Genomic DNA, 23,743 nt, shown 5'->3' with positions numbered 1-23,743 from the left:
CCTCTTCTTTTAGAGCGCGTCCGGCCCGCGCTCGCCGGTCCGGACCCGTACGGCCGTCTCGACCGGGAGGGACCAGACCTTTCCGTCACCGATCTTGCCGGTACGGGCCGCCTTGACGATGACGTCGATCAGCTGCTCGGCGTCGTCGTCCTCGGCGAGGACCTCGATACGGATCTTGGGGACCAGGTCGACCGTGTACTCGGCGCCCCGGTAGACCTCGGTGTGGCCCCTCTGACGACCGTAGCCGCTCGCCTCGGTGACCGTCAGTCCGTGGACCCCGAAGGCCTGGAGGGCTTCCTTGATCTCGTCGAGCCGGTGGGGCTTGACGACGGCGGTGATGAGCTTCATGCGTCCACCTTCTTGCTCGTGGCTGCGGGGGCCGGGGGTACGACGGCGGACTTGGCGGCACCGCCACCGGCGCCACTGAAGTCGTATGCGGTCTCGGCGTGCTCGGCCTGGTCGATGCCGGCCACCTCTTCGTCCTCGGAGACCCGCATGCCGATGGTCTTGTCGAGGAGGAAGGCGAGGATCGCGGAGACGATCAGGGAGTAGGCGAGAACCGCACCGACACCGGCGAGCTGCTTCCACATCTGCGTCATGCCGCCGCCGTAGAAGAGGCCCTCGACCTTGGACTGGCCCTTGCCGCTGGCCAGGAGGCCGATGAGCAGGGAGCCGACGACACCGCCGACGAGGTGGACGCCGACGACGTCGAGCGAGTCGTCGTAGCCGAGCTTGTACTTCAGGCCGACGGCCATGGCGCACAGCAGACCGGCGACGACACCGACGGCGATCGCGCCGATCGGGGAGACCGCGCCACCGGACGGGGTGATCGCGACCAGACCGGCGACCGCGCCGGAGGCGGCGCCCAGCGTGGTGAACGCGCCGTGGCGGATCTTCTCGTAGATCAGCCAGGACAGCATGGCCGCGGCGGTGGCGACCTGCGTGTTGACGAACATCAGCGAGCCGATGCCGTCGTCGTTGCCGAGCCAGGAGCCGGCGTTGAAGCCGAACCAGCCGAACCACAGCAGACCGGCGCCGAGCATGACCAGCGGCAGGCTGTGCGGGCGCATCGGGTCCTTCTTGAAGCCGACGCGCTTGCCGATGACCAGGATCACACCGAGCGCGGCGGCACCGGCGTTGATGTGGACCGCCGTACCACCGGCGAAGTCGATGACGCCCAGGTCGAACGCCCAGCCGCCCTCGCCCCAGACCCAGTGGGCGACAGGGAAGTAGACGATCGTGGCCCACAGGGCGACGAACAGCGCCCAGGCCGTGAACTTCACGCGGTCCGCGAGAGCACCGCTTATAAGAGCCGGGGTGATGATCGCGAACATCAGCTGGAAGACCAGGAAGGCGAGGACCGGGATGTTGTAGGTGCCCCACAGGTCACCGGTCTCGATGCCGCTGAGTCCGACATAGTCCGAGGTCCAGCCGATGATGCTGCCGCTGTCCGTGCCGAAGGCGAGGGAGAAGCCGTACAACACCCACAGGATGGTGACGATGCCGATGCTGATGAAGCTCATCATCAGCATGTTCAGGGTGCTCTTGACCCGGACCATGCCGCCGTAGAAGAAGGCGAGAGCGGGGGTCATGAGCAACACCAGAGCCGAACAGATCAGCATGAACCCGGTGTTTGCGGCAGACAGCGTGGGAGCGTCTGCGGCTAGCGTGATGGCGGCTGATGCCATCGGCGTCTCCTCGTCGTTGGTACGGCCCCGTGCGGGCGAAGCCTTGAGCGGATTTGAGGGGTGGGCCGGTTTATGCGCCATGAGATTGGCGCAGCGCCGTTTCGTTGGAAGCCCCTCGTTGTTTCGCCGCCGTGACGAAGACGCCCTGTGTGTTACGCGTCGATGAACTGCCGGATGCCCGGCCGCGCGATCGTTATCGTGGCGCAACCTTCAGGGTCCGGCCACGGCTGGTCCTCCGATGACCTGGCATGGGGGAGCCGAGTCGGGCAGTCGGGAGGGCCGGCCGCGGCCGGGGTTCTGGGGTGTCAGACCGCTTCGGCGGTCTCGGGCAGCTCGATGGCGAGCCGGTCGGTGAGGTCCACGACCTCGGCGAGATCCCCGAAGTCGCGTACGGCCGTGTCGACCGTCTTTCGGATACGAGTGTTCACGCGCTCGGAGCGGACCTTCTTGGCGATCTGCATGGCCTCGGCGGCGAGGACAGAGGCCTGCTCGGGCTCCCGTCGCAGCAGATGCACGGTGGCCATCCCGATCGCGTTCAGCGCATACGACCGCTGGTGCTCGGTGTCCTTGGCGAAGAGGTCGACGGCCCGCTGCATCAGGGGCTCGGCGAGGGACGCGTAGGCGGGGCTGCGGCCCGCCACATAGGCGAGGTCGCGGTAGGAGTGGGAGTTCTCGCCGTACAGCTCGGCCTCGGAGAAGAAGCGGATCCAGTCGGGGTCCGGCTCGTCCCACTCGTCGGCCTCTCCGAAGGTGTCCTCGGCCATCCGCACCGCCCGCTTGCACTTGCCGGGCTGGCCCATATTGGCGTAGGCCCGGGCCTCCATCGCATACAGCATCGACTGGGTGCGGGGGCTCGCGCAGTCCCGGCTGCCGTACTGCGCGAGGTGGATCAGCTCCAGCGCGTCATCGGGCCGCCCGAGGTGGATCATCTGGCGGCTCATGCTGGACAGGATGTACGAGCCGAGCGGCTTGTCGCCCGCTTCCTTCGCGGCGTGCAGGGCGAGGACGAAGTACTTCTGCGCGGTGGGCTGGAGTCCGATGTCGTACGACATCCAGCCGGCCAGCTCGGCCAGCTCGGCGGCGACCTTGAACAGCTTGCGGGTGGTGGACTCGGGCTGGGGCTCCTGGAGGAGGTCGGTCACCTCGTGCAGCTGGCCGACGACGGCCTTGCGGCGCAGGCCGCCGCCGCACTGGGCGTCCCACTGGCGGAACATCACGGTGGTGGACTCGAGGAGCTCCAGCTCGGGCTTGGACAGCCGGCCACGCGCACGTGAGGACGGGACGGCCCCGGCCTCCTGCTGCGGGGCCTGCGGCGCCGGCACCAGCCAGCGCTGCATCGGCTCGATGAGGGACGGGCCCGCGGAGAGGGCCAGCGAGGTCCCGAGGAAGCCGCGCCGCGCCAGCATCAGGTCGCTGCGCGAGAACTCGCTGAGCAGGGCCACGGTCTGCGGGCCCGTCCAGGGGAGGTCGACTCCGGACACGGACGGTGACTGGCGGGCGGCGCGCAGTCCCAGGTCCTCGACGGAGACGACACATCCGAACCGCTCGGAGAACAGCTCGGACAGGATCCGGGGGATCGGCTCGCGCGGATTCTCGCCGTCCAGCCAGCGACGTACCCGCGAGGTGTCGGTGGAGATGTGGTTGGCCCCCAACTGACGCGCCCTGCGGTTCACTTGCCGCGCAAGCTCGCCCTTGGACCAGCCGCTGCGCACGAACCACGAGCCGAGCAGCTCATTGGGGCGCTTGTCAGCGTTCGTACCGCTTCCGCCGTTGCCGCCCACTGGAACGCCCCCATCCCTGAGACCACTTGTCGTCGAGTGCGCCAAGCCCTATCAGAATGCCGGTAAATACGGCCGTCTGTCCGGTAGTTGTCACCCTTCGAACGGAAAGCCGAGTTGCCTCCGGCATACCCACAAGTGCATGTGCCCCCAGGACTCGTGCACTCAAAGTAATCCTACGATCACGCCTCCAGCCATGGCGATCCCGGAAACGCCACCATTCGCCACCCCTTCGAATGAACTCACGGTCGCTCGTACGCGATTCACTTGACATAGGACGGCCAGGAGTGGGCGGAACGGTGCACTCAGGGGTGCACGCAGCCGGGCGCACCACCCGAGCCGCTCGAAGGCGCCGCTCGGCACGGAGGCGAGAACACGGTCAGTCACATTCCGGGTGGTCTCGTAACCACCGGTGCGTCGGACCCGTTGGAGGGGGCATGGGCTTCACGATCGGCAGCAGTCGGGGCATCCGCGACATCCGGTCCGGCTCGCGCCGCCGCGGCCGCACGTCGGAGTGCACCGCCGTGGCCGAGTTCACCGGGCTCTGGGGCTGGGACGTGGTGCCGGGCGCGCGGGCCGCGGCGGGCGCCTGTTCCTGCGGCCACTCCGACTGCCGCGCGCCGGGCGCACACCCGCTGGACTTCGCGCCGGAGGTACCCGCCGGCGCAACCCTCGACCAAGTGACCGAGTCCTGGGGCGAGTTCCCCGGCGCCTCGGCGATGCTGCCGGTCGGCCGGACGTTCGACGTCATCGAGGTCGCCGAGCCCGCCGGACGCCATGCCCTGGCCCGGCTGGAACGCATGGGCCTGCCCGTCGGCCCGGTCACGGCGACCCCCGAGGGCCGCACGCACTTCTTCGTCGCCCCCGGCGCCGCCACCGACCTCCCCGAGCTGCTCTACCGCATGGGCTGGGACGCCCCGACCTCCCTCGACCTGCACGGCCTCGGCCCGGGTACGTACATCACCGCTCCGCCGTCCGACCGAGCCGGCCTGGGTCCGGTGCGCTGGCTGCGCTCCCCCGAGCTGGACTCGGCGACCCGGCCGCCGGAGGCCCGACTGCTGCTGGGCACGCTGGCGTACGTGGCGCACAGGTCCCGGGCGTAGGCGTACACAGTGAAGCGCCCGCCTCCAGCTTCTGAGGCGGGCGCTCTGGTACGGCCGACGCGGCACTCACTCTCCGATAAGCGCATCCACGAACGCCTCCGGCTCGAACGGCGCCAGGTCATCAGCGCCCTCGCCGAGACCGACCAACTTGACCGGCACGCCCAGCTCGCGCTGCACGGCGACCACGATGCCGCCCTTCGCCGTACCGTCCAGCTTGGTCAGGACGATGCCGGTGATGTCGACGACCTCGGCGAAGACGCGGGCCTGCACCAGACCGTTCTGGCCGGTGGTGGCGTCCAGCACGAGCAGCACCTCGTCCAGCGGAGCGTGCTTCTCCACGACCCGCTTGACCTTGCCGAGCTCGTCCATGAGGCCGGTCTTGGTGTGCAGGCGCCCGGCGGTGTCGATGAGGACGACGTCGGAGCCCATCTCCTTGCCCTCCTTGACCGCGTCGAAGGCGACGGAGGCGGGGTCGCCGCCCTCGGGCCCGCGCACGGTGTACGCGCCGACCCGCTCACCCCAGGTCTGCAGCTGATCGGCGGCGGCGGCACGGAAGGTGTCGGCGGCGCCCAGGACGACGCTGTTGCCGTCGGCGACGAGCACCCGGGCGAGCTTGCCGGTGGTGGTGGTCTTGCCGGTGCCGTTGACGCCGACGACCATCACGATGCCGGGCTTGCGGTCCTCCGGCTCAGTCTTCACGACGCGGTCCATGTCGGTGCCGACCAGCTTGAGCAGCTCCTCGCGCAGCAGGCCGCGCAGTTCCTCCGGCGTCCGGGTACCGAGCACCTTGACGCGCTCACGCAGCCCGTCGACCAGCTCCTGGGTGGGCTGCACACCGACGTCGGCGGTGAGCAGGATGTCCTCGATCTCCTCCCAGGTGTCGTCGTCGAGGTGCTCGCGCGAGAGCAGCGTGAGCAGCCCCTTGCCGAGGGCGTTCTGGGAGCGGGAGAGACGGGCGCGCAGGCGCACCAGGCGCCCCGCGGTGGGTTCCGGGACCTCGATCTCGGTCGGCGGAAGCTCTTCGACGACGGGCGGTTCCTCGACGGCGGCCGGGGCCGAGCCGCCGGGAAGGTCCACCTCCTCTATCGTGCGGCGCGGTTCTTCGCGCGGCGTTTCGGCCTCGTCGCCGACGTGCGGCTCGGCCGGAGGGGCGGTGATGTCGGGCGCGGCGGGCGGCGGCGGGGGCAGCGGCTTCTTGCGCCGGCTGCCGACGATGAGCCCGCCGAGCGCACCGAGCACGACCACGGCGATGACTACAGCAAGGATGACGGTTTCCATAACAGGTCCAGTATGGCGCGACCTCCCGCTCGGCCGTTCGCTGTCCACGCGGGGCTGCGGTCCCCGCCGAGCCGGGCTGGCCCGCGGTCGACTTCGCGTCGGCCGGAAGCCCCTCAGGGGCGGAGCCACAACGCGTCCAGTATCAGCTTGGACTCGTCGGGTGCGCATTGCAGCGTCCCCAGGGTGTGTCACGGCTCATGCGGTGGGCCGTGACACACCCTCCTCACGGTCGGAAGGCGAACCTCTGGCAGTCTGACGACCCGTCAGCTATGTTCCCCGCACGCCCGCCCGCTGAAGGGGGACTTCCCATGCCCGTCACGGTCGTACGTTTCAACCTCGTCGAGCCCGGCGCGACCCCCGCCTCGCTCAGCACCCGCTACAAGGCGGCGCTGGAGATGGCCGGGTACGCCGACGAGCACGGCATCACCACCGTGCAGACCGAAGAGCACCACGGCGCCGCGAACAACTGGCTGCCGTCGCCCTTCGTCTTCGCGGGAGCCGTCTTCGGCGCCACCCGGAACATCGCGGTCACGGTCTCGGCGATCATCGGACCGCTGCACGACCCGCTGCGGCTGGCCGAGGACATCGCCGTACTGGATCTGCTGAGCGGCGGACGGCTGGTGACCGTCGCCGGGATCGGTTACCGGCCGGAGGAGTACGCCCTGTTCGACGTGGAGTGGAAGCGGCGGGGGCGGCTCCAGGACGAACTCCTCGAAACCCTCCTCAAGGCCTGGACCGGCGCGGAGTTCGAGTACCGGGGCCGTACGGTCCGGGTCACCCCGCGCCCGTTCACCGATCCGCACCCCCTCCTCCTGGTCGGCGGCTCCTCGCAGGCCGCCGCCCGCCGGGCCGCCCGGCTCGGCCTGCCCTTCTTCCCCAGCGCGCATCTGCCGGAGCTGGAGACGTACTACAAGGAACGGCTCGTCGAGTACGGCACCGAGGGCTGGACCATGATGCCCGCGACCGAGCAGCCGCTGCTGCACATCGCCGAGGACCCGGACCGGGCGTGGAGCGAGTACGGCGGCCACTTCCTGCATGAGGCGCGGACGTACGCCTCCTGGCAGTCCGGCGGTATACGGTCCGCGGTGAAGTCGGCGGCCACGACCGTGGACGAGCTGCGCGCCGAGGGCGTCTACCGGATTCTCACGCCGGACGAGTGCGTGACGCAGGGGCTCGACAACCATGTGCTGCATCCGCTGTCGGGCGGGATGCCGGTGGAGGAGGGGTGGCGCAGCCTGCGGCTGTTCTGCGAAAACGTGCTGCCCCGGCTCAATGACCTCGAAGGCTGAGCCGGGGCGGTACGTCTCGTACGGGGACGGTTACCCCATCTCCTCCAGTGCCTTGCCCTTCGTCTCCTTCACGTACTTGAGGACGAAGGGGATGGAGAGCGCCGCGAAGGCCGCGTAGATCACGTAGGTCACGGAGAGGTTCCAGTCGGCCAGCGACGGGAAGCTCGCGGTGATGGCCCAGTTGGCGATCCACTGTGCGGCGGCGGCCACGCCCAGGGCGGCGGCGCGGATCTTGTTCGGGAACATCTCGCCGAGGAAGACCCAGACGACCACACCCCAGGACAGGGCGAAGAAGAGGACGAAGACATGGGCGGCGATCAGGGCGATCCAGCCCTGCGTGGCCGGCAGCTTGCCGTCGACGAGGTTGAAGGAGAACGCCCAGGCCTCCAGCGCCAGGCCGATCACCATGCCGACGGAGCCGATGAGGGCCAGCGGCTTACGGCCGATGCGGTCCACGAGGAGCATCGCGATCACGGTGCCGACGATGTTGATGATCGACGTCGTGAAGGAGTAGAAGAACGAGTCCGTCGGGTCGACGCCGACCGACTGCCACAGGGTCGACGAGTAGTAGAACGCGACGTTGATGCCGACGAACTGCTGGAAGACCGACAGGCCGATACCGATCCAGACGATCGGCTTGAAGAAGAAGGAGCCGCCGAGCAGGTCCTTGAAGCTCGACTTGTGCTCGCTGTTCATGCCGTGTTCGATCTCGGCGATCCGGGCGTCGAAGTCGACGTCCTTGCCCTCGACCTCGGCGAGGATCTCGCGGGCCTGCTCGTGCTTGCCGACGGAGATCAAATAGCGCGGGGACTCGGGGATGGCGAAGGACAGCAGGCCGTAGATGACGGCCGGGATCACCATGACGCCGAGCATGACCTGCCAGGCCTCCAGGCCCAGGATCTGGCCGCGCTGGTCGCCGTCGGCGGCGTTCAGCAGACCCCAGTTGACCAGCTGGGAGACGGCGATGCCGATGACGATCGCGGCCTGCTGGAAGGAGCCGAGCCGTCCTCGGTACTCGGCCGGGGCGACCTCGGCGATGTAGGCCGGGCCGATCACGGAGGCCATGCCGATGGCGAAGCCGCCGACGACGCGCCAGAAGGCGAGGTCGTACAGGGCGAAGGGCAGCGCCGAGCCGACGGCGCTGACGGTGAACAGCACGGCGGAGATCTGCATGCACCGGATACGGCCGATGCGGTCGGCGATCCGGCCGGCGGTGGCGGCGCCGATGGCACAGCCGATCAGGGCGATGGCGATGACCTGCGCCAGCGCCGCCGAGCCGATGTCGTAGCGGTCGCGGATGGCCTCGACGGCGCCGTTGATCACGGAGCTGTCGTAGCCGAAGAGGAAGCCGCCCATCGCGGCAGCCGCGGCGATGAAGACGACGCGCCCGAGATGTTCGGGGTGAGCCGAAGCGGCTCCTGACTTGGGTGCCTGCGCTGTGCTGGTCACGTGTACTCCTCGGGCTACCGGCAACGCTGCCGGTCGGGTCAGCCCTTCGAGGTCCACCAGAAGGTACCTGAAGGTAAGAACAACGTCGCTCAGGCTATGCCTTCAAGTTTCGAAGTCAATATGACGTTGTTAAGAGAATGCACCGCACACGTAAGGGCTTTGCGTTCAAGACTTGAAGGAATGATCCCCAACCGCTGGTCAGAACCGGTGTAGGCGGCACGCATCTAGCGCAGCCGCTGGGAGATGACCTTCGACACACCGTCGCCCTGCATGGAGACGCCGTACAAAGCGTCGGCGACCTCCATCGTCCGCTTCTGGTGGGTGATCACGATCAGCTGCGAGGCTTCCTGCAGCTCCTGCATGATGCGGATCAGCCGCTGCAGGTTGGTGTCGTCGAGCGCGGCCTCGACCTCGTCCATCACGTAGAACGGGCTGGGCCGGGCCTTGAAGATCGACACGAGCATCGCGACGGCGGTCAGCGAACGCTCGCCACCGGAGAGCAGGCTGAGCCGCTTGACCTTCTTGCCCGGGGGACGTGCCTCGACATCGACGCCTGTGGTGAGCATGTTGTCGGGATCGGTAAGGATCAGCCGCCCCTCACCACCCGGGAACAGCCGGCTGAAGACGCCCTCGAACTCACGGGCCGTGTCCCGGAAGGCCTCGGTGAAGACCTGCTCGACGCGCTCGTCGACCTCCTTGACGACCTGGAGCAGGTCGGCGCGGGTCTTCTTCAGGTCCTCCAGCTGCTCGCTGAGGAACTGGTGCCGCTCCTCCAGCGCCGCGAACTCCTCCAGCGCCAGCGGGTTGACCTTGCCGAGCTGCTGATAGGCCCGCTCGGCGGACTTGAGCCGCTTCTCCTGCTCGGCCCGGACGAACGGCTTGGGCTGGTTGCGGGGATGCTCGGGGTCCTCCGGCAACTGCTCCCCCTCCGCCGGGAGCGAGGGCGGGACGAGCTGATGCGGGCCGAACTCGTCGACGAGCCCGGCCGGCTCGACACCCAGCTCCTCCAGCGCCTTGGTCTCCAGCTGCTCGATCCGCATCCGCTTCTCGGCGCCGAGCACTTCGCCGCGGTGGACGGAGTCGGTCAGCTTGTCCAGCTCGGCCTTGAGATCGCGCCCCGCGTTACGGGCGACGGTCAGCTCCTGCTCACGCCGCGCCTTGGCGGTCTCGGCGGCGGTGCGTTCCTGGTCGGCACGGGTGAGGGAGACCTCGACGTGCGCGAGCAGCTGCCGCGCACCGGAGGCGACGGCTTCCGCGACGGCCGCCTCGTGCCGCATCCGCGCCCGCCGCTGCTCGGCACGCGCGCGTGCGTCGCGCTCCGCTCGGGCGGCGCGGTCGAGGGAGTCGGCGCGGCCGGCGAGCCCCTTGACCCGCTCCTCGTGCGTACGGACCTGGAGGCGGGCCTCCATCTCGGTCTGGCGTGCGTTGGCGCCGTCGGCGGCGAGCCGATCCCGTACGGAGGTGTCCGGCTCCTCCTCGACCGGCATCTCCTCGGCGACGGCGAGCCGTTCGGCCAGCTCCTCGGCATCTTGTACGGCCTTGTCCAGCGCCTCCTGCGCCCGCGCCGCCGCCGCGGTGGACCGCTCGGCCTCGCCGGCGGCGCCGCGCGCCTGACCGGCGAGCCGTCCGAGCTGCTGCGCCACGGCCGACTTCTCCCGGTCGGCGGCCCTGCGCCGCTCCCCGACGGCTTCGACGAGTGCGGTGCACTCCTTGCGGCGCTCGGTCGCGGCGTGCTGGGCCTCGGTGAGTTCCTCGCACCGCACGGCCAGCTCTTCCAGCTCGGCGGCGGCCTCGTCCACGGAAGCCTGCACTTCGAGGAGGCTGGGTGCTCCGGCGGACCCGCCGTGCGCGAAGTGGGCGCCCAGGAGGTCGCCTTCGGCGGTCACGGCGGTGAGGTCGGGGTGGGCGTAGACGAGGTCCTCGGCGTCTTCGAGGGTGCCGACGACGACGATGCGGTGGAGCAGCCGTCGTACGGCGGGCATGAGTTCGGCGGGGCCGCGGACCATGTCAGCGGCGGAGGGTGCGGGGAGGGGTTGTCTTTCGGCTGCGGGTTCGTTGTGGCTGGTCGCGCCCACGCGGCGGTAGCCGCATGTCAGACACAGCCCCGCGCCCCTGAGGGGCGCCTCTGGCTCACCCGCGAGTAGCAGCGCAGCCCTTCCGCCGTCCTGTTTGCGTAGCAGTCGGATCGCGTCCGCCGCGGCTGACGGGGACGTCACTGCGATCGCGTCCGCCGCCGCTCCGAAGGCAGCGGCCAGCGGTACCTCGTAGCCCGGCGTCACCGTTAGCAGCTCCGCGGCCGGACCGAGCAGGCCTGTGAGCCGGTCCTTCGCGCCGAGCAGTGCGCCGGTTCCGTCCTTGCGCCGCAGGCCCATCGCCAGTGCCTCATGGCGGGCCCGGGTGGCGGCGCGTTGGCGTTCCGCTGCTGTGGCCGCTTCGCGGGCCGCCGTCAGGGCGGCTTCCGCCTCGGTCAGCGCTGTCTTGGCCGCTTCGTGCTGCTCACCGAGTTCCGCGTCGTCCGCGTCCAGGCCGTCGACCTCGGCCTTGAGGGTCTCGTACTCCTCTTGGGCGGTGACCGCGCGTTCCTGGGCCTCGTCGCGGGCGGCGGCGAGGCGGTCGATCTCGGCCTGGGCGGAGGCGGCACGCGAACGGGCCGCGTTGACCTGGCCGTTCAGCCGGGCGAGGCTCTCGCGGCGGTCGGCGATGGAACGGGCGACGTCCTTCAGGCGCCGTTCCTCCATGGCGAGCTCGCGCTCCAGCTCGGCGCGGTGCGCGACCGTGTCGTCCAGCGCGCGCTCGGCCGCCTCCAGGGCCGCTTCGAGCTCGGCCTCCTGCTCACGGATCCGGTTGGCCTCGCGCTCCATGTCCTCGGGGTCACGGCCCCGGCGCTCGTCGGGCGGCGCGGAGGTGGCGCTCTTCACCCGGGCGTCGGCCAGCGAGATCGTGCCGCGGACGCGTTCGGCGAGCTGGGAGAGTTCGTACCAGGTCTGCTGGGCGCGCTGGAGTCGCGGCGTGAGCTGCCGTACCTCGTCCTCCAGGAGCGCCTCCCGCTGAAGCGCCTTCTTCAGCTCCAGCTCGGCGGCCTCCTTACGTTCCTTCAGCGCGGCCTCGTCGGCGACCTCGGCCTTGAGTGCCTCTCGGAGTCGTACGAGATCGTCGGCGAGCAGGCGGAGGCGGGCGTCGCGGAGGTCGGCCTGGATGACGGCGGCCCGGCGCGCGACGGCGGCCTGGCGGCCCAGGGGCTTGAGCTGCCTTCGGAGTTCGTCGGTCAAGTCCTGCACGCGCGCGAGGTTGGCCTGCATCGCGTCCAGCTTGCGGAGAGCCTTCTCCTTGCGCTTGCGGTGTTTCAGCACACCCGCGGCCTCTTCGATGAAGGCCCTGCGCCCCATCGGGTCCGCGTGCAGTACGGAGTCGAGCTGGCCCTGGCCGACGATGACGTGCATCTCGCGGCCGATGCCGGAGTCGGAGAGGAGTTCCTGGATGTCGAGCAGGCGGCAGGTGTCGCCGTTGAGCTGGTACTCGCTGCCGCCGTTGCGGAACATGATCCGCGTGATGGTGACCTCGGCGTACTCGATGGGCAGCGCCCCGTCGGAGTTGTCGATGGTCAGGGACACCTCGGCGCGGCCCAGCGGCGGGCGGCCGGTGGTGCCGGCGAAGATGACGTCCTCCATCTTGCCGCCGCGCAGCGACTTGGCGCCCTGCTCACCCATGACCCAGCTGAGTGCGTCCACCACATTGGACTTGCCCGAGCCGTTCGGTCCGACGACACACGTGATCCCCGGCTCGAACCGGAGCGTGGTCGCCGAGGCGAACGACTTGAACCCACGGAGGGTCAGGGCCTTGAGGTGCACGCCGCTGGACTCTACCTCCCGCCGGTATCTCAGACGCCGAACCCTGGGGCACCCCGCGGTTTCACCCATGAACGTGCAGGGCACACCAGACGTTAAAGAGGGTGAAAGGATGCGCGGGGGCAAGAAGAAGGGACGCCGAAGCGTCCCTTGCAAACTCTGACAACTTAGCGGTTGATACGGGCAGCCCAACCACTGCTGTCGTTGTGTGATGCAGTGATCAGGTGAGCGCAGGCTCCGCCTGGTGTGCGTCGATGCTCTCCATGACCCTGTCGTGAGAGTCCATGCTCTCCATGATCCTGTCGTGAGAAGCGGCAGCCGTCAGCGCGTCGTTCTCCGCCTGGATTCGTCCGAGCTCGGATTCCAGGTCCTGGACACGCTGCTGGAGCCGTCGCATCTCGGCGAGGAGTCGAGGGTCGGAGCCGCCGACGTAACCGAGAAGCGCCTTTGCCATGATGGATGGTCCTCCACAATGAGTGACCGACCGATGCGGTGTGGGTCGTGAGGGATTCGCACCCGCGGTGCTTGGCACTGTTGAGTTGTGCTGCCGTTCAACCATGCCAAACAGCTAAGGTGCGCGGGGCTTTCAGCGTCTCACCAAAAAGTTTGACGGTCAACACGATCACGCCCTGCATTGGCGGGCATCCCGGGGGCGCGCGGCCGTGAAAGCGGCGGCGCTGCTGCTCCTGCGGGCCCCTCAGGGCGTGACGATCATCTTTGCCTGCGGAGCCTGCCACGGCAACCGGTTCTTGGCAACCACCAGGCCCTTTCTGCTCGGGGCAGCTGCCGGTGGCATGTCCCTCCGCTTCCGCCTGGGCCGCTTTACAGAAATCGCTCAGCGGATCGAGAAGCCGTCGTAGCCGCCGCGGGGTGTGTCCCAGATCTCGGTGACTCCGTCGACGCGGCCGGGCGTGTCGGCGCCCCCGAGCCAGTCGAGGAGCCCTTGGCACGCTCCGCGCGGGCCCTCCGCAACCACCTGGACCCGTCCGTCCTCCAAATTGAGAGCAAAACCACTCAGGCCGCCGATCTCGAGCGCCTTGGCCCGGGTGAACCAGCGAAAACCCACACCTTGGACGCGTCCACGCACCCAGGCGACCAACCGCACATCCTCGCTCATGAGTGCAACCTAATGGGCCAATGTCTCTCTGGGCACTTCCTCACCCAGCACCATGCGGTACCGTCCAGCCCCAATGAATCTCATATGAAACTCACTCGATCGAGTGAGTTGCGTTGACCGCACGGGCGAGTCGACCGCACAGGACGAGGAAGGCAAGGACATGGGACGCCACCGACGCTCAGCCGCCGGCCGCGCCGCCACGGGCCGCGCCACGGGGGTCACAGAAACGTACGGTTCCCGCACAGGGAGCCACGACCCGCAGGACTCGTACGACGCGTACGCGGCAGACCGTTCCACCACGGGCATGGCGCCCTACCTCAGCACCGAGGCGTACGCCGAGACCACCGCGCGCAGCGAGCGCTACCTCTTCGCCTCGGACGAGGACTACCGCGTCGTCTTCCCTGAAGCGGCACCCGGCGGGGGTGGCCGGCGAGCCGCTGGGCACCGCCGCAAGAAGAAGGCGGCGCGTCCGGTGCGCGCCGGACTGCTCGGCGTCTCCGCCGCGGTCGCCATCGGCACGGTCGCGGTCGCCACGGGTGTGGTGCCCGGCGTGGAGAACTACAAGCTCGGCGGCGGCAGCGACGGCGCCGACAACGTGCAGGCCGTGGACACGCCCTCGAACAGCGCGACGGAGCAGGGCGGCACGTCCGGCGCCGCCGACAGCCGCGAGACCGACGAGTCGGCGAGCCGGGGCGACGAGCGTTCGGCCTCGCCGACGCCGTCCGCGTCGGCGTCCTCCGAGGCGCCGGCCAAGACTCCGTCGAAGGAGCCGAAGGCCCCGCCGGCCAAGACCAAGAAGCCGAAGCCCACCCCCACCCCGTCGCGCCCGGCCACCAAGGCGCCGGAGAAGGACACCAGCGCCCCGGTGACGGTGTCCGCCGAGGCCAGGGCCGAGGCCGAGGTGCTCAAGCTCGTCAACCAGGAGCGGGCGAAGGTGGGCTGCAGCCCGGTCTCCGCGAACAGCGCGCTGGCCGAGCTGGCCCGGGACTTCAGCGACGCCATGGCCGCACTGGGCTTCTTCGACCACACCGACCCCAACGGCGCCACTCCGTGGGACCGGGCCGAAGCAGCCGGGATAGCCGACCTCGGCGGCGAGAACATAGCCCGCGGCCAGGCCGACGCGGCCGCCGTCATGGAGGCCTGGATGAACAGCCCCGGGCACAAGGCCAACATCCTGAACTGCGACTTCAAGACGCTGGGCGTGGGTGTCCACCTCGGGCCCGGTGGGCCGTGGTGGACGCAGGACTTCGGGTACTGAGACCTAGCACTAACTTCTGGTTAGCGCTGCACCCGAGTACGCCTGAGGCATGGACATCATGCAGGAGCGCACGGCGGAGCAGTGCTGGGGCGGACTGACGCTCGGCGCGCTGTACGAGGATCGCTGCGCTTCAACGAGCTGCGCCGCCGCGTGGACGGCGTGAGCGAGAAGATGCTGTCCCAGACGCTGCACGCACTGGAGCGCGACGGCTTGGTGCACCGCGAGGCCCAGCCGACCAACCCGCCCCGCGTGGACTACGAACTGACCCCGCTCGGCCGCGAGGTAGCCGCACGGGCGCGCTACGACGAGACGCGCGGCGCCCGCTGACACTTCGGGCAGAAGTAGCTCGACCGGTTCATCCACGCGCGGCGGCGCATCGGCGTACCGCACCTCTTGCAGGGCAGTCCCTCACGGCCGTACGCGTCGAGCGATCGGTCGAAGTAGCCCGACTCCCCGTTGACGTTGACATAGAGGCTGTCGAAGCTGGTGCCGCCCACCGCGAGGGCCGCGTTCATCACGTCCCGCACGTGGCCCAGGAGTTCGGCGGTGCGCGGGCGGGTGAAGGTCGAGGTGGGGCGCTCGTAGTGGAGGCGGGCGCGCCAAAGGGCCTCGTCCGCGTAGATGTTGCCGACGCCGCTGATCAACGACTGGTCGAGCAGGGCCCGTTTGACGGTGGTGCGCTTGCGGCGCAGCGCCTGGTGGAAGGCCTCGTCGTCGAAGAGCGGATCGAGCGGGTCGCGGGCGATGTGCGCGATGACGTCGGGCAGGCCGTCGGGGGTGTTGTCGTGCAACGACAGGCCACCGAAGGTGCGTTGGTCAACGAAGCGGAGGTCGGTGGACAGGTCGTCGGCGAATGTCACCCGGATCCTGAGGTGCTTCTCGTCGGGTGCCGACTGCGGCTGGACCAGCAGCTGGCCGCTCATGCCGAGGTGGGCCAGGATCGACTGGTGCGTGTCCTCCAGGGGCAGCCACAGGTACTTGCCGCGGCGGCTTGGGGTGCCGATGCGGTGGCCCTTGAGGCGGTGCACGAAGTCGTCGGCGCCGGCGAGATGGCGGCGAACCGCGCGCGGGTGGAGGACCTCGGCCTCGGCGACGATGCGATGGGCGACCCACCGGGCAAGGCCCCGCCGTACGACCTCGACCTCGGGCAACTCGGGCATGGGATCTCCCGTATCGAGCCGGTGTACGAGCCGAGCGCCCGCCCCACAAGGCGGGGCGGGCGCTCGTCCTGCGCTGTTCGTCAGGCGGAGGCCTGCGCCTCGTCGGCGCCTCCGGCGGCTTCCGCCACCTCGGCCTTGACCGCTTCGGCTTCCGCCACCTCGGCCCTGACCGCTTCGGCTTCCGCCGCTGCGGCCTTGGCAGCCTTGGCACGCTCGTCCGCTGCGGCCTTGATGGACCGCCACGCGGACTCAGCGGCTTGCTGCTCCGCCTCCTTCTTGCTGCGGCCGGTGCCGGTGCCGTACGAGACGCCTCCGACGCGGGCGGCAGCAGTGAAGGTCTTCTCGTGATCGGGGCCGGTCTCCGTGACCAGGTACTCGGGTACGCCGAGCCCCTCGATCGCGGTGAGCTCCTGGAGACTGGTCTTCCAGTCCAGGCCGGCTCCGAGGTTCGAGGACTTTTCGATCAGTGGGTCGAACAGACGGTGGACCAGCTCAGAGGCCGAGTCCAGACCCTGATCGAGATAGACCGCGCCGATCACCGCTTCCAGGGTGTCGGCGAGGATGGATGCCTTGTCCCGTCCGCCCGTGCCCTCTTCACCGCGGCCGAGCCGGATGAAGGAGCCCAGGTCGAGACCGCGGCCGACCTCCGCCAGCGCACGCGAGTTGACCACCGCGGCCCGCAACTTGGCCAACTGGCCTTCGGGCAGGTCGGGGTGGGTGCGATACAGCGTGTCCGTGACGACGAGGCCGAGCACGGAGTCCCCCAGGAACTCCAGCCGCTCGTTCGTCGGCAGACCGCCGTTCTCGTATGCGTAGGACCGGTGGGTCAGCGCACGCACCAGAAGGGCGGACTCGAGCTTGTACCCGAGCCGCCCTTCCAACAGCGTGTGGGACGAGGCCGTGGTCTCCGCAGAGTTCTTCTTCGGCGTGGACACAGTGCCTCTCACCAGCCGCTCAGACCTCGAGGACCTGGCGCTTGTTGTAAGTGCCGCAAGACGGGCACGCGATGTGCTGCAGCTTGGGCTCGTGGCAGCGCTCGCACGCAACCAGGGTGGGGACCGCAGCCTTCCACTGCGACCGGCGGTGGCGCGTGTTGCTGCGCGACATCTTCCGCTTCGGAACAGCCACGGCTACTTCTCCTGCTTCTCGTCGGCGCGTGCTGACTGAGGCGCGCCGCCGCTCATCTCGTCCTTCTCGCCGTCTCCGAGTGAACCGGCGAGTCCCTGCAGTGCCGCCCAACGGATGTCGACGGCGTCGTGGTGGTGGTGGTCCGGGTCGTCCGCAAGGCGTGCGCCGCACTCGGCACACAGACCTGGGCAGTCTTCCTGGCACACCGGCTGCATCGGCAGTGCGAGCACCACCGCATCGCGCAGCACGGGCTCGAGGTCGAACAGGCCGTCCTCGATGAAGAGCCTGTCCTCGTCTTCCTCGGCGTCGTCGGCCGGCTCCGCTTTGACGCGGCCCCGGTCATCGGCGTCAGGGTACGAGAACATCTCCTGGAAGTCCGCTTCGAGCGCCAGCTCAAGCGGCTCCAGACACCTTACGCACTCCCCCTCGGCCTGTGCACGGGCGGTGCCTGTGACAAGCACCCCTTCCATGACCGACTCGAGCCGGAGGTCGAGCTTCACCGGGGCGCCTTCCGGCACTCCGATGACTCCCTGGATCCCGAGATCCTTGGGAGCGCCGATCTCGCGGGTCAGGCGCTGCAGCGCACCAGGCCGCCGACCCAGCTCGTGCGTGTCGAACACGAGAGGGTTGCGGTGGTCGAGGCGGGCTGTCACGCCGTTCCTGCTTTCGATCTTCGAGCTCAGAGGGACGCCGCCCTTGAAGTTTCCCGGGCAGCATGGATCGCGGACGTACACGCGACCGAAGAGCCAGGATACTGGACCTTTCGCTCTCGGCCCAATCCGCTGGGCACCGGGGCCTCAGCCGTTGCCGCGTCCCTGCTCGTAGGCCCGCAGTTGCTCGGCACTGATCATGCCGGTGTCGAAGAGGCTGGTCTCGTCGAGCGCGTAGCCCTGCTGGGCCTGCTGGGCCTGCTGCGGCACCTGGTTCGGGTCGTACGCCTGCTGCTGGGCGTCGTAGCCCTGATAGGCGTACGGGTCGGCCTGCTGGTAGCCGTAAGCCTCCTGCTGGGCGTAGGCCTGCTGCTGGTAGCCGCCGCCGTACGGGTCCTGCTGCGCGGTCTGCTGGTAGCCGTACGCCGGCTGCGGCTGGCCGTAGTCCGGCTGCTGGGGCTGTTCGGGCTGCTGCTGGGCCTGGGTGTCCTGCTCGGCGAGGGCCGCGAGGCCGGAGAGGTAGTCGGCGTCGCTGGAGTGCTGGACGGTGCTGATGTCGTCGGCGAGGGCGCCGAGGTCGTCCGAGGCGATACGGCCGTGCAGCTTCTGCCGGCCGCGGCCGACGGCTTCCAGGGTCTTGGCGAGGACCGCCTCGAAGGCGCCCAGCTTGACGTCCACGTACTCGTCGGCGGTGCGGCGCAGGGTCTCGGGGTCGTGGCTGCGCTCGGGGGCGTCCTCGTCCTCGTAGCCCTGCTCGTCGAGGCCGGGTCCGGTGCCGAGGAGCTTCTCGCGGCCCCGGCCGACCGAGCCGAGGGTCTTGGTGAGGACCACCTCGAAGTTGGCGAGCTTGGAGTCGACGTAGTCGTCGGCCTCGGCGCGGATCTCCTCGGCCTCCTTGCGGGCCTCGGCGAGGATGCGGTCGGCCTCGTTCTGGGAGCGGCGGGCGACCTCGGTGTCGGAGATCAGCGAGCCCCGCTCGGCGTGCGCGGTCTGGATGATCCGCTCGGCCTCCTGGCGGGCCTGCTCGACCATCTGCTCACGGCCGCCGATCAGCTCCTGGGCCTGCGCGAGGGAGCCGGGCAGCGCCTCACGCACCTCTTCGAGCAGCGCGAGCAGGTCGGCGCGGTTGACCACGCACGAGGCCGACATGGGCATCGACCGGGCACTGGAGACCGCGGCGACGATCTCGTCGAGCTTCTTCTGCACGTCCACCGTGTGCTCGCCACTCTCTACAGCTGTGATGGAGACGGACGGGTCGACTGTACGGCCATGGGGTGCCCGCCGGACAGCGGGTGACGGATTGTCAGCTTCCGGGGGATTTTCCGGGGGGTTTCCGGAGTGGCTTTCCGGGCGCCCGTGATACGGCCCGCTCAGTCCTTCTTCAGGCGTTCGGCAAGGGCCTCGAAGACCACCGGCGGGACCAGGTGGGAGACGTCTCCGCCCCAGGTCGCGACCTCCTTGACCAGGGAGGACGACAGGAAGCTGTAGGTCGGGTTGGTCGGCACGAAGAGCGTTTCGATGCCTGAGAGGCCGATGTTCATCTGGGCCATCTGCAGCTCGTAGTCGAAATCGCTGACCGCGCGCAGGCCCTTCACGATGGCCGGGATGTCGCGTTCCTTGCAGAAGTCGACGAGCAGGCCATGGAAGGCCTCGACCCGGACGTTCTCGAATTCGGCGGTGACCTGGCGGATCAGGTCGATCCGCTCCTCGATCTCGAACAGGCCCTTCTTGGACTTGTTGATCATCACCGCGACGTAGACCTCGTCATACAGCCTGGAGGCGCGGCCAATGATGTCGAGGTGTCCGTTGGTGATCGGGTCGAACGACCCGGGACAGACGGCGCGGCGCACTTGAGATCCCTCGCTCTCCGGTCCGGTCATCGTGCGTCTTCGCACGTAGAGGCGGCGCGACCGTACCAAAACGTCCCCTCGCCGTAACGACGGGCCCGGATCGCGTCGAAGCCGGGCGGCCAGCCGAACTCGCCGCCCCTGGTGCTGCGCTCCACGGTGACGAGCGCCTCCGTCGCGAGCCAGCCCTCCGTACGGAGTGTGAGCAGAATCTCCCGAAGATCGTCGTCCGAGACGGCGTACGGGGGGTCGAGAAACACGATGTCGTACGGCTGTTCAGGCGGCGTTGTGCGGATGATCTGTTCCGCTTTACCTGCCCGGACTTCGGCGCCGGGAAGGCCGAGGTTCTTCACGTTCTCCCGCACGATGCGGGCGGCACGGGCGTCCGCCTCGACGAGGAGGACATGGCCCGCGCCTCGGGACAGGGCTTCCAGGCCCACGGCGCCCGATCCCGCGTACAGGTCGAGGACCCGCTCTCCGGCCAGGGGTCCGCCGAGGAGGGACTGCCAGGTGGAGAAGAGACCTTCGCGTGCGCGGTCGGAGGTGGGGCGTGTGCGGGTCCCTGGCGGGACGGCCAGGCGACGTCCGCCGGCTGCGCCGGCGATCACGCGGGTCATCTTTGGGTCCTTGGTCGTGGGCGACTTTAGGTTCAGTGTGGCTGGTCGCGCCCGCGCGGCGGTAGCCGCATATGGATTACAGCCCCGCGCCCCTGAGGTGTCCCTTCCTTCACCCCTTTTCCAAGTACTGCTCTCTTTCCTCGTCCAAGAGGGCGTCCAGAGCCGTTCGTAGGCCTGGGAGCTGGCTCAGCTCCGGGTCGGCCGCCACTACCGCCGCCGCTTCGTCCCTCGCCTCCGCGATGATCTCCTCGTCCTCTATGACGGCGAGCATGCGCAGGCTGGTGCGGGCGCCGGACTGGGCCTGGCCGAGGACGTCGCCCTCGCGGCGTTGTTCAAGGTCGATGCGGGAGAGTTCGAAGCCGTCGAGGGTGGCGGCCACGGCGTTCAGGCGCTGGCGGGCCGCGCTCGCTTCCGGCATCTCGGTGACCAGGAGGCAGAGCCCTGGCGCGGAGCCTCGGCCCACTCGGCCGCGCAGCTGGTGGAGCTGGGAGACGCCGAAGCGGTCGGCGTCCATGATCACCATGGCGGTGGCGTTGGGGACGTTCACGCCGACCTCGATGACCGTGGTGGCGACCAGGACATGGGTCTCGCCGGCGGCGAAGCGGCGCATGACCGCGTCCTTGTCGTCGGGGTGCATACGGCCGTGCAGGACCTCCACCCCGAGGCCTTGCAGGGGGCCCTTGGCGAGCTGGTCGGCCACGTCCAGGACGGCGAGCGGCGGGCGCTTCTCGGCCTCGCCCTCCGGGGACTTCTTCTTTTTCGGGTCCTCCTCCTCGTCGCCGATCCGTGGGCACACGACGTACGCCTGATGCCCTTTGCCGACCTCCTCGCGCACCCGCTCCCAGGTCCTGGCGAGGAAGTGCGGCTTGTCGGCGGCCGGGACGACATGGCTGGCGATCGGTGAGCGCCCGGCGGGGAGCTGGTCGAGGACGGAGGTCTCCAGGTCGCCGAAGACGGTCATGGCGACCGTGCGCGGGATGGGCGTGGCGGTCATGACGAGGAGGTGGGGCGGCTGCTTGCCCTTGCCGCGCAGGGCGTCGCGCTGCTCGACGCCGAAGCGGTGCTGTTCGTCGACGACGACCAGGCCGAGGTCGTGGAACTGCACCTTGTCCTCGATCAGCGCATGCGTGCCGATCACGATCCCGGCCTCACCGGTGACCAGGTCGAGCAGCGCCTGGCGGCGGGCGGCGGCGCCCATCGAGCCGGTGAGCAGTACGACCTTGGTCCCCTCGTCGCCACCGCCCAGCATCCCTCCCTCCCGTTGCCCACCACCGCCCTTCTGCGGAGGCGCTTCGCGCCACAGCCCCCAACTGGCCAGCTCGCCCATCATCTCGACGACCGAGCGGTGGTGCTGCTGGGCGAGCACTTCGGTGGGGGCGAGCATCGCGGCCTGTCCGCCCGCGTCGACGACGGCGAGCATGGCGCGGAGGGCCACCATCGTGTTGTGGGTCACTGTGAAGTGGTCTGTGACGTAGGCATGGCCCGGGTGGGCGACACTGATGCACTGGACGGGCTTTCTTCCCACGTACTCCACCGCGCGAATTCCGCGTCGGAACGTGTTGTATTTCGGCCTGGACCGTACACGCTCGGCCTTGCGACTCAGCCTGAAGGGGGCGTATTCGTCAGGCAGGGCCACCGAGACGTTGAAGGCGGCCTTCTTCGGGAGAACCCGCGCCCGGCCACCGAGCGAGCGCACGAGCCAGGCAACGTCGTCCGCAAGCCGGCGCGAAGCTGAGCAGAGCGAGATGCTCAGCCCATCCGCTTGGACCGTGCCATCAGTGTCCAGAAGTCCCTGGAGAAGAGCCAGGCGGTTCTTGATCGAAGTGTTCTTGAACTCGTCAGGAACGAACTTTCCGTGTGACGTCACGCCCCACAGGTTCAAGTCACGCAGGGTTTGGATGACGGGGTTACGGACACCTCCAGCGCGGCGCGTCAGCTGAATCGTGAAGTCACAACGCGAACCCTCCACCGGAACCAGTCGGCATTCAGGAGCCACACTCGCCGCCACGGCATCACGGAGCTCGTCGTCGATCGTGGACAGTCGCAGGTTGTGCCGGAATGAGCCGTCTCCCAGCAGGAGACCAAACAGGTACGGATCGAGGGGCAGTCCGGAATCGCCTCCGAGATCGACTGGGGCAGCAGCCGGGAGGTACCACTTCGAAGATCCGTTTGCTTTGAAGGTGTCCATGCGAATCTCGCGAGTCGTCATGACCTTGGGAGTCTGTCCCCGGTGCCACCCGCAACTGGTGCCAACGATCCATAGATGCTCGTCATCGCACTCGACGTAGGCCCCATCAGAAAGGATCAGGCGCCAGACATCGCGCTCGCCCTGTGGGAAGACCCCGTCGACAAGTGCGATCCCACCGTCGGGAACGACAATTTCGTCCCCCACCTCCATGTCGCCCATGCGGCGGAAACCGGCAGGTGTGAGCACGAGCGAGTCGAGAGGCTGGGCCTTGCCCGAACCCACCTCTCCCTGGAGCAGCCGGTGCATCGGGTGCTCGGTCGCCAGGTCGTCGAAGATCTCTTTGGAGACCTTCTGCTGGCCTTCGGTGAGAGTGAAGGGGAGGCGGTCGTCGAAGGCCGTGAGGAGGCCGTCCGGCTTGGGTTTGCGGGCGACTGCCGGGAGTTGGGCGTCGGCGTGGCGGCGGCGGGCGAGGGCGACCTGGAGGACGAAGGCCTCGTCCCACTTGAGGCGGGAGCGGGCGTCGGCGATGTCCGCCTTGGTGTGGGGGCGGTGGATCTTGAGCAGGGCCTCGGGGAGGGGAACCAGGCCGCGGCCTTCGCGGAGGGTGTCCGGGAGGGGGTCGAGGGCCTCCTGGGCGCTGGGCAGGACCGTCTGGATCGCCTTGCCGATCTTCCAGGACTCCAGTTTGGCGGTGGCGGGGTAGATGGGGATGAGGGCGCCGGCCCACGTCTCGACGGTTTCCTCCGCGTCGCCGCGAAGCAACTCGTACGCCGGATGCGCCAGTTGGAGGCGTCGGTTGAAGACGGAGACCTTGCCCGCGAACATCGCGCGTGTGCCCGGCAGCAGCTCCTTGTGGGGCTTGTGAACGCCGTGGCCGAAGAAGACCAGTTGGAGTCGGCCGCTGCCGTCGGTGATGGTGACTTCCAGGCGCTGGCCCTTGCCCCGGGGAGCCTTGGACGAGGCGAAGGTGTGCAGACGGGCGTCGGCGACCATGGCGACCACCGTCACGTGCTCGTCCATGGGGAGGTCGGCCAGGTGCGTGAGCTGGCCCCGCTCCTCATATCTGCGCGGGTAGTGGTGCAGAAGGTCGCCGACGGTGTGCAGGCCGAGATGCTCGGCCATCACCTTCGCGGTGGCGGGGCCGAGCACCTTCTTCAGTGGTTCTTCCAGTGCGGGCACGAGATCCATTGCACACCACACCACTGACAATGCCGTATACGTCTCGGGAAACCCCTGGTCAGACGGCTCGTTCGGGCCATAGGATGACGCGCTCCGGCCATCCTTTCCGCGGTCACCGCCTCAACCGGGACCGCCCGACCCCGCGCCGTCGCCCGTCCCCCCACCGGCG

At 69.1% G+C, this 23,743-nt stretch carries 19 protein-coding genes and 1 pseudogene; 4 read left to right on the top strand and 16 right to left on the bottom strand.

All coding sequences use genetic code 11. The annotated features are described in order from the left end of the window. Positions 1 to 9: 9 nt before the first annotated feature. The 3 genes from QQY66_RS36290 to QQY66_RS36280 form a co-directional block, all read right to left on the bottom strand. Positions 10 to 348 carry a P-II family nitrogen regulator gene (locus QQY66_RS36290; RefSeq protein ID WP_003997576.1) on the bottom strand — a complete coding sequence of 113 codons (339 nt, stop codon included), beginning with the start codon at positions 346 to 348 and terminating at the stop codon, positions 10 to 12. After that, positions 345 to 1,688 carry an ammonium transporter gene (locus tag QQY66_RS36285; RefSeq protein WP_301984555.1) on the bottom strand — a complete coding sequence of 448 codons (1,344 nt, stop codon included), beginning with the start codon at positions 1,686 to 1,688 and terminating at the stop codon, positions 345 to 347. The genes QQY66_RS36290 and QQY66_RS36285 overlap by 4 nt, the downstream gene beginning before the upstream one ends. A 305-nt stretch (positions 1,689 to 1,993) precedes the next feature. Beyond that, positions 1,994 to 3,469: a hypothetical protein gene (locus QQY66_RS36280; RefSeq protein WP_301984554.1), complete on the bottom strand. Its 1,476-nt coding sequence runs from the start codon at positions 3,467 to 3,469 to the stop codon at positions 1,994 to 1,996. A gap of 434 nt (positions 3,470 to 3,903) precedes the next feature. On the opposite strand from QQY66_RS36280, the gene QQY66_RS36275 reads away from it, so the two are divergent. Beyond that, the gene (locus QQY66_RS36275) at positions 3,904 to 4,569 is read left to right on the top strand and encodes a bifunctional DNA primase/polymerase (RefSeq protein ID WP_301984553.1); all 666 of its coding nucleotides are present in this window, start codon (positions 3,904 to 3,906) and stop codon (positions 4,567 to 4,569) included. Positions 4,570 to 4,635: 66 nt separating this feature from the next. Here the strand turns inward: QQY66_RS36275 and ftsY are convergent, their stop codons facing one another. Further along, positions 4,636 to 5,847, bottom strand: a complete 1,212-nt coding sequence (gene ftsY / locus QQY66_RS36270) for a signal recognition particle-docking protein FtsY (RefSeq protein WP_301984552.1) — start codon at positions 5,845 to 5,847, stop codon at positions 4,636 to 4,638. A gap of 308 nt (positions 5,848 to 6,155) precedes the next feature. Between ftsY and QQY66_RS36265 the strand changes: the two genes are divergently transcribed. Continuing rightward, positions 6,156 to 7,136, top strand: coding sequence for an LLM class flavin-dependent oxidoreductase (locus tag QQY66_RS36265; RefSeq protein WP_301984551.1), 981 nt, complete (start codon positions 6,156 to 6,158; stop codon positions 7,134 to 7,136). A 30-nt stretch (positions 7,137 to 7,166) separates the two neighbouring features. Here the strand turns inward: QQY66_RS36265 and QQY66_RS36260 are convergent, their stop codons facing one another. From QQY66_RS36260 to QQY66_RS36245, 4 genes are all read right to left on the bottom strand, one after another. Further along, entirely contained in the window at positions 7,167 to 8,585 is a 1,419-nt protein-coding gene (locus QQY66_RS36260) for a sugar porter family MFS transporter (protein WP_301984550.1), read from the bottom strand. Positions 8,586 to 8,809: 224 nt separating this feature from the next. Then, positions 8,810 to 12,433, bottom strand: coding sequence for a chromosome segregation protein SMC (gene smc / locus QQY66_RS36255; RefSeq protein ID WP_301984549.1), 3,624 nt, complete (start codon positions 12,431 to 12,433; stop codon positions 8,810 to 8,812). A gap of 217 nt (positions 12,434 to 12,650) precedes the next feature. Beyond that, positions 12,651 to 12,884, bottom strand: coding sequence for a hypothetical protein (locus QQY66_RS36250; RefSeq protein WP_301984548.1), 234 nt, complete (start codon positions 12,882 to 12,884; stop codon positions 12,651 to 12,653). Positions 12,885 to 13,265: 381 nt separating this feature from the next. Then, entirely contained in the window at positions 13,266 to 13,547 is a 282-nt protein-coding gene (locus tag QQY66_RS36245) for an acylphosphatase (RefSeq protein WP_301984547.1), read from the bottom strand. Positions 13,548 to 13,707: 160 nt separating this feature from the next. On the opposite strand from QQY66_RS36245, the gene QQY66_RS36240 reads away from it, so the two are divergent. Together QQY66_RS36240 and QQY66_RS36235 are read left to right on the top strand one after the other, a co-directional pair. Beyond that, complete coding sequence (locus QQY66_RS36240; protein WP_301984546.1) at positions 13,708 to 14,805, top strand: CAP domain-containing protein; 1,098 nt, start codon at positions 13,708 to 13,710, stop codon at positions 14,803 to 14,805. Between the two features lie 49 nt (positions 14,806 to 14,854). Next, a pseudogene (locus QQY66_RS36235) lies at positions 14,855 to 15,090 on the top strand (winged helix-turn-helix transcriptional regulator); the annotation flags it as partial. Positions 15,091 to 15,104: 14 nt separating this feature from the next. Here the strand turns inward: QQY66_RS36235 and mutM are convergent. The 8 genes from mutM to QQY66_RS36195 form a co-directional block, all read right to left on the bottom strand. Further along, a complete protein-coding gene (gene mutM / locus QQY66_RS36230) occupies positions 15,105 to 15,965 on the bottom strand; it encodes a bifunctional DNA-formamidopyrimidine glycosylase/DNA-(apurinic or apyrimidinic site) lyase (protein ID WP_301984545.1) in 861 nt (286 codons plus the stop codon). A gap of 80 nt (positions 15,966 to 16,045) precedes the next feature. Beyond that, on the bottom strand, positions 16,046 to 16,900 hold the full coding sequence (gene rnc / locus QQY66_RS36225; RefSeq protein WP_301987616.1) for a ribonuclease III: 855 nt from the start codon (positions 16,898 to 16,900) through the stop codon (positions 16,046 to 16,048). Positions 16,901 to 16,919: 19 nt separating this feature from the next. After that, the gene (rpmF, locus tag QQY66_RS36220) at positions 16,920 to 17,093 is read right to left on the bottom strand and encodes a 50S ribosomal protein L32 (protein WP_007493396.1); all 174 of its coding nucleotides are present in this window, start codon (positions 17,091 to 17,093) and stop codon (positions 16,920 to 16,922) included. Positions 17,094 to 17,095: 2 nt separating this feature from the next. Continuing rightward, entirely contained in the window at positions 17,096 to 17,746 is a 651-nt protein-coding gene (locus QQY66_RS36215) for a DUF177 domain-containing protein (RefSeq protein WP_301987615.1), read from the bottom strand. A gap of 144 nt (positions 17,747 to 17,890) precedes the next feature. Next, positions 17,891 to 18,955: an ATP synthase F0 subunit B gene (locus tag QQY66_RS36210; RefSeq protein WP_301984542.1), complete on the bottom strand. Its 1,065-nt coding sequence runs from the start codon at positions 18,953 to 18,955 to the stop codon at positions 17,891 to 17,893. 158 nt (positions 18,956 to 19,113) lie between these two features. Further along, entirely contained in the window at positions 19,114 to 19,593 is a 480-nt protein-coding gene (gene coaD / locus QQY66_RS36205; RefSeq protein WP_301987614.1) for a pantetheine-phosphate adenylyltransferase, read from the bottom strand. A 26-nt stretch (positions 19,594 to 19,619) separates the two neighbouring features. Continuing rightward, complete coding sequence (gene rsmD / locus QQY66_RS36200; protein WP_301987613.1) at positions 19,620 to 20,243, bottom strand: 16S rRNA (guanine(966)-N(2))-methyltransferase RsmD; 624 nt, start codon at positions 20,241 to 20,243, stop codon at positions 19,620 to 19,622. A gap of 73 nt (positions 20,244 to 20,316) precedes the next feature. Beyond that, positions 20,317 to 23,583 carry a helicase-related protein gene (locus QQY66_RS36195; protein ID WP_301984541.1) on the bottom strand — a complete coding sequence of 1,089 codons (3,267 nt, stop codon included), beginning with the start codon at positions 23,581 to 23,583 and terminating at the stop codon, positions 20,317 to 20,319. Positions 23,584 to 23,743: the final 160 nt, after the last annotated feature.

Source organism: Streptomyces sp. DG2A-72 (assembly GCF_030499575.1).
Classification (GTDB): domain Bacteria; phylum Actinomycetota; class Actinomycetes; order Streptomycetales; family Streptomycetaceae; genus Streptomyces.
Note: the sequence above shows the minus strand (reverse complement) of the source record. Positions and strands in the feature narration are given on the sequence as shown.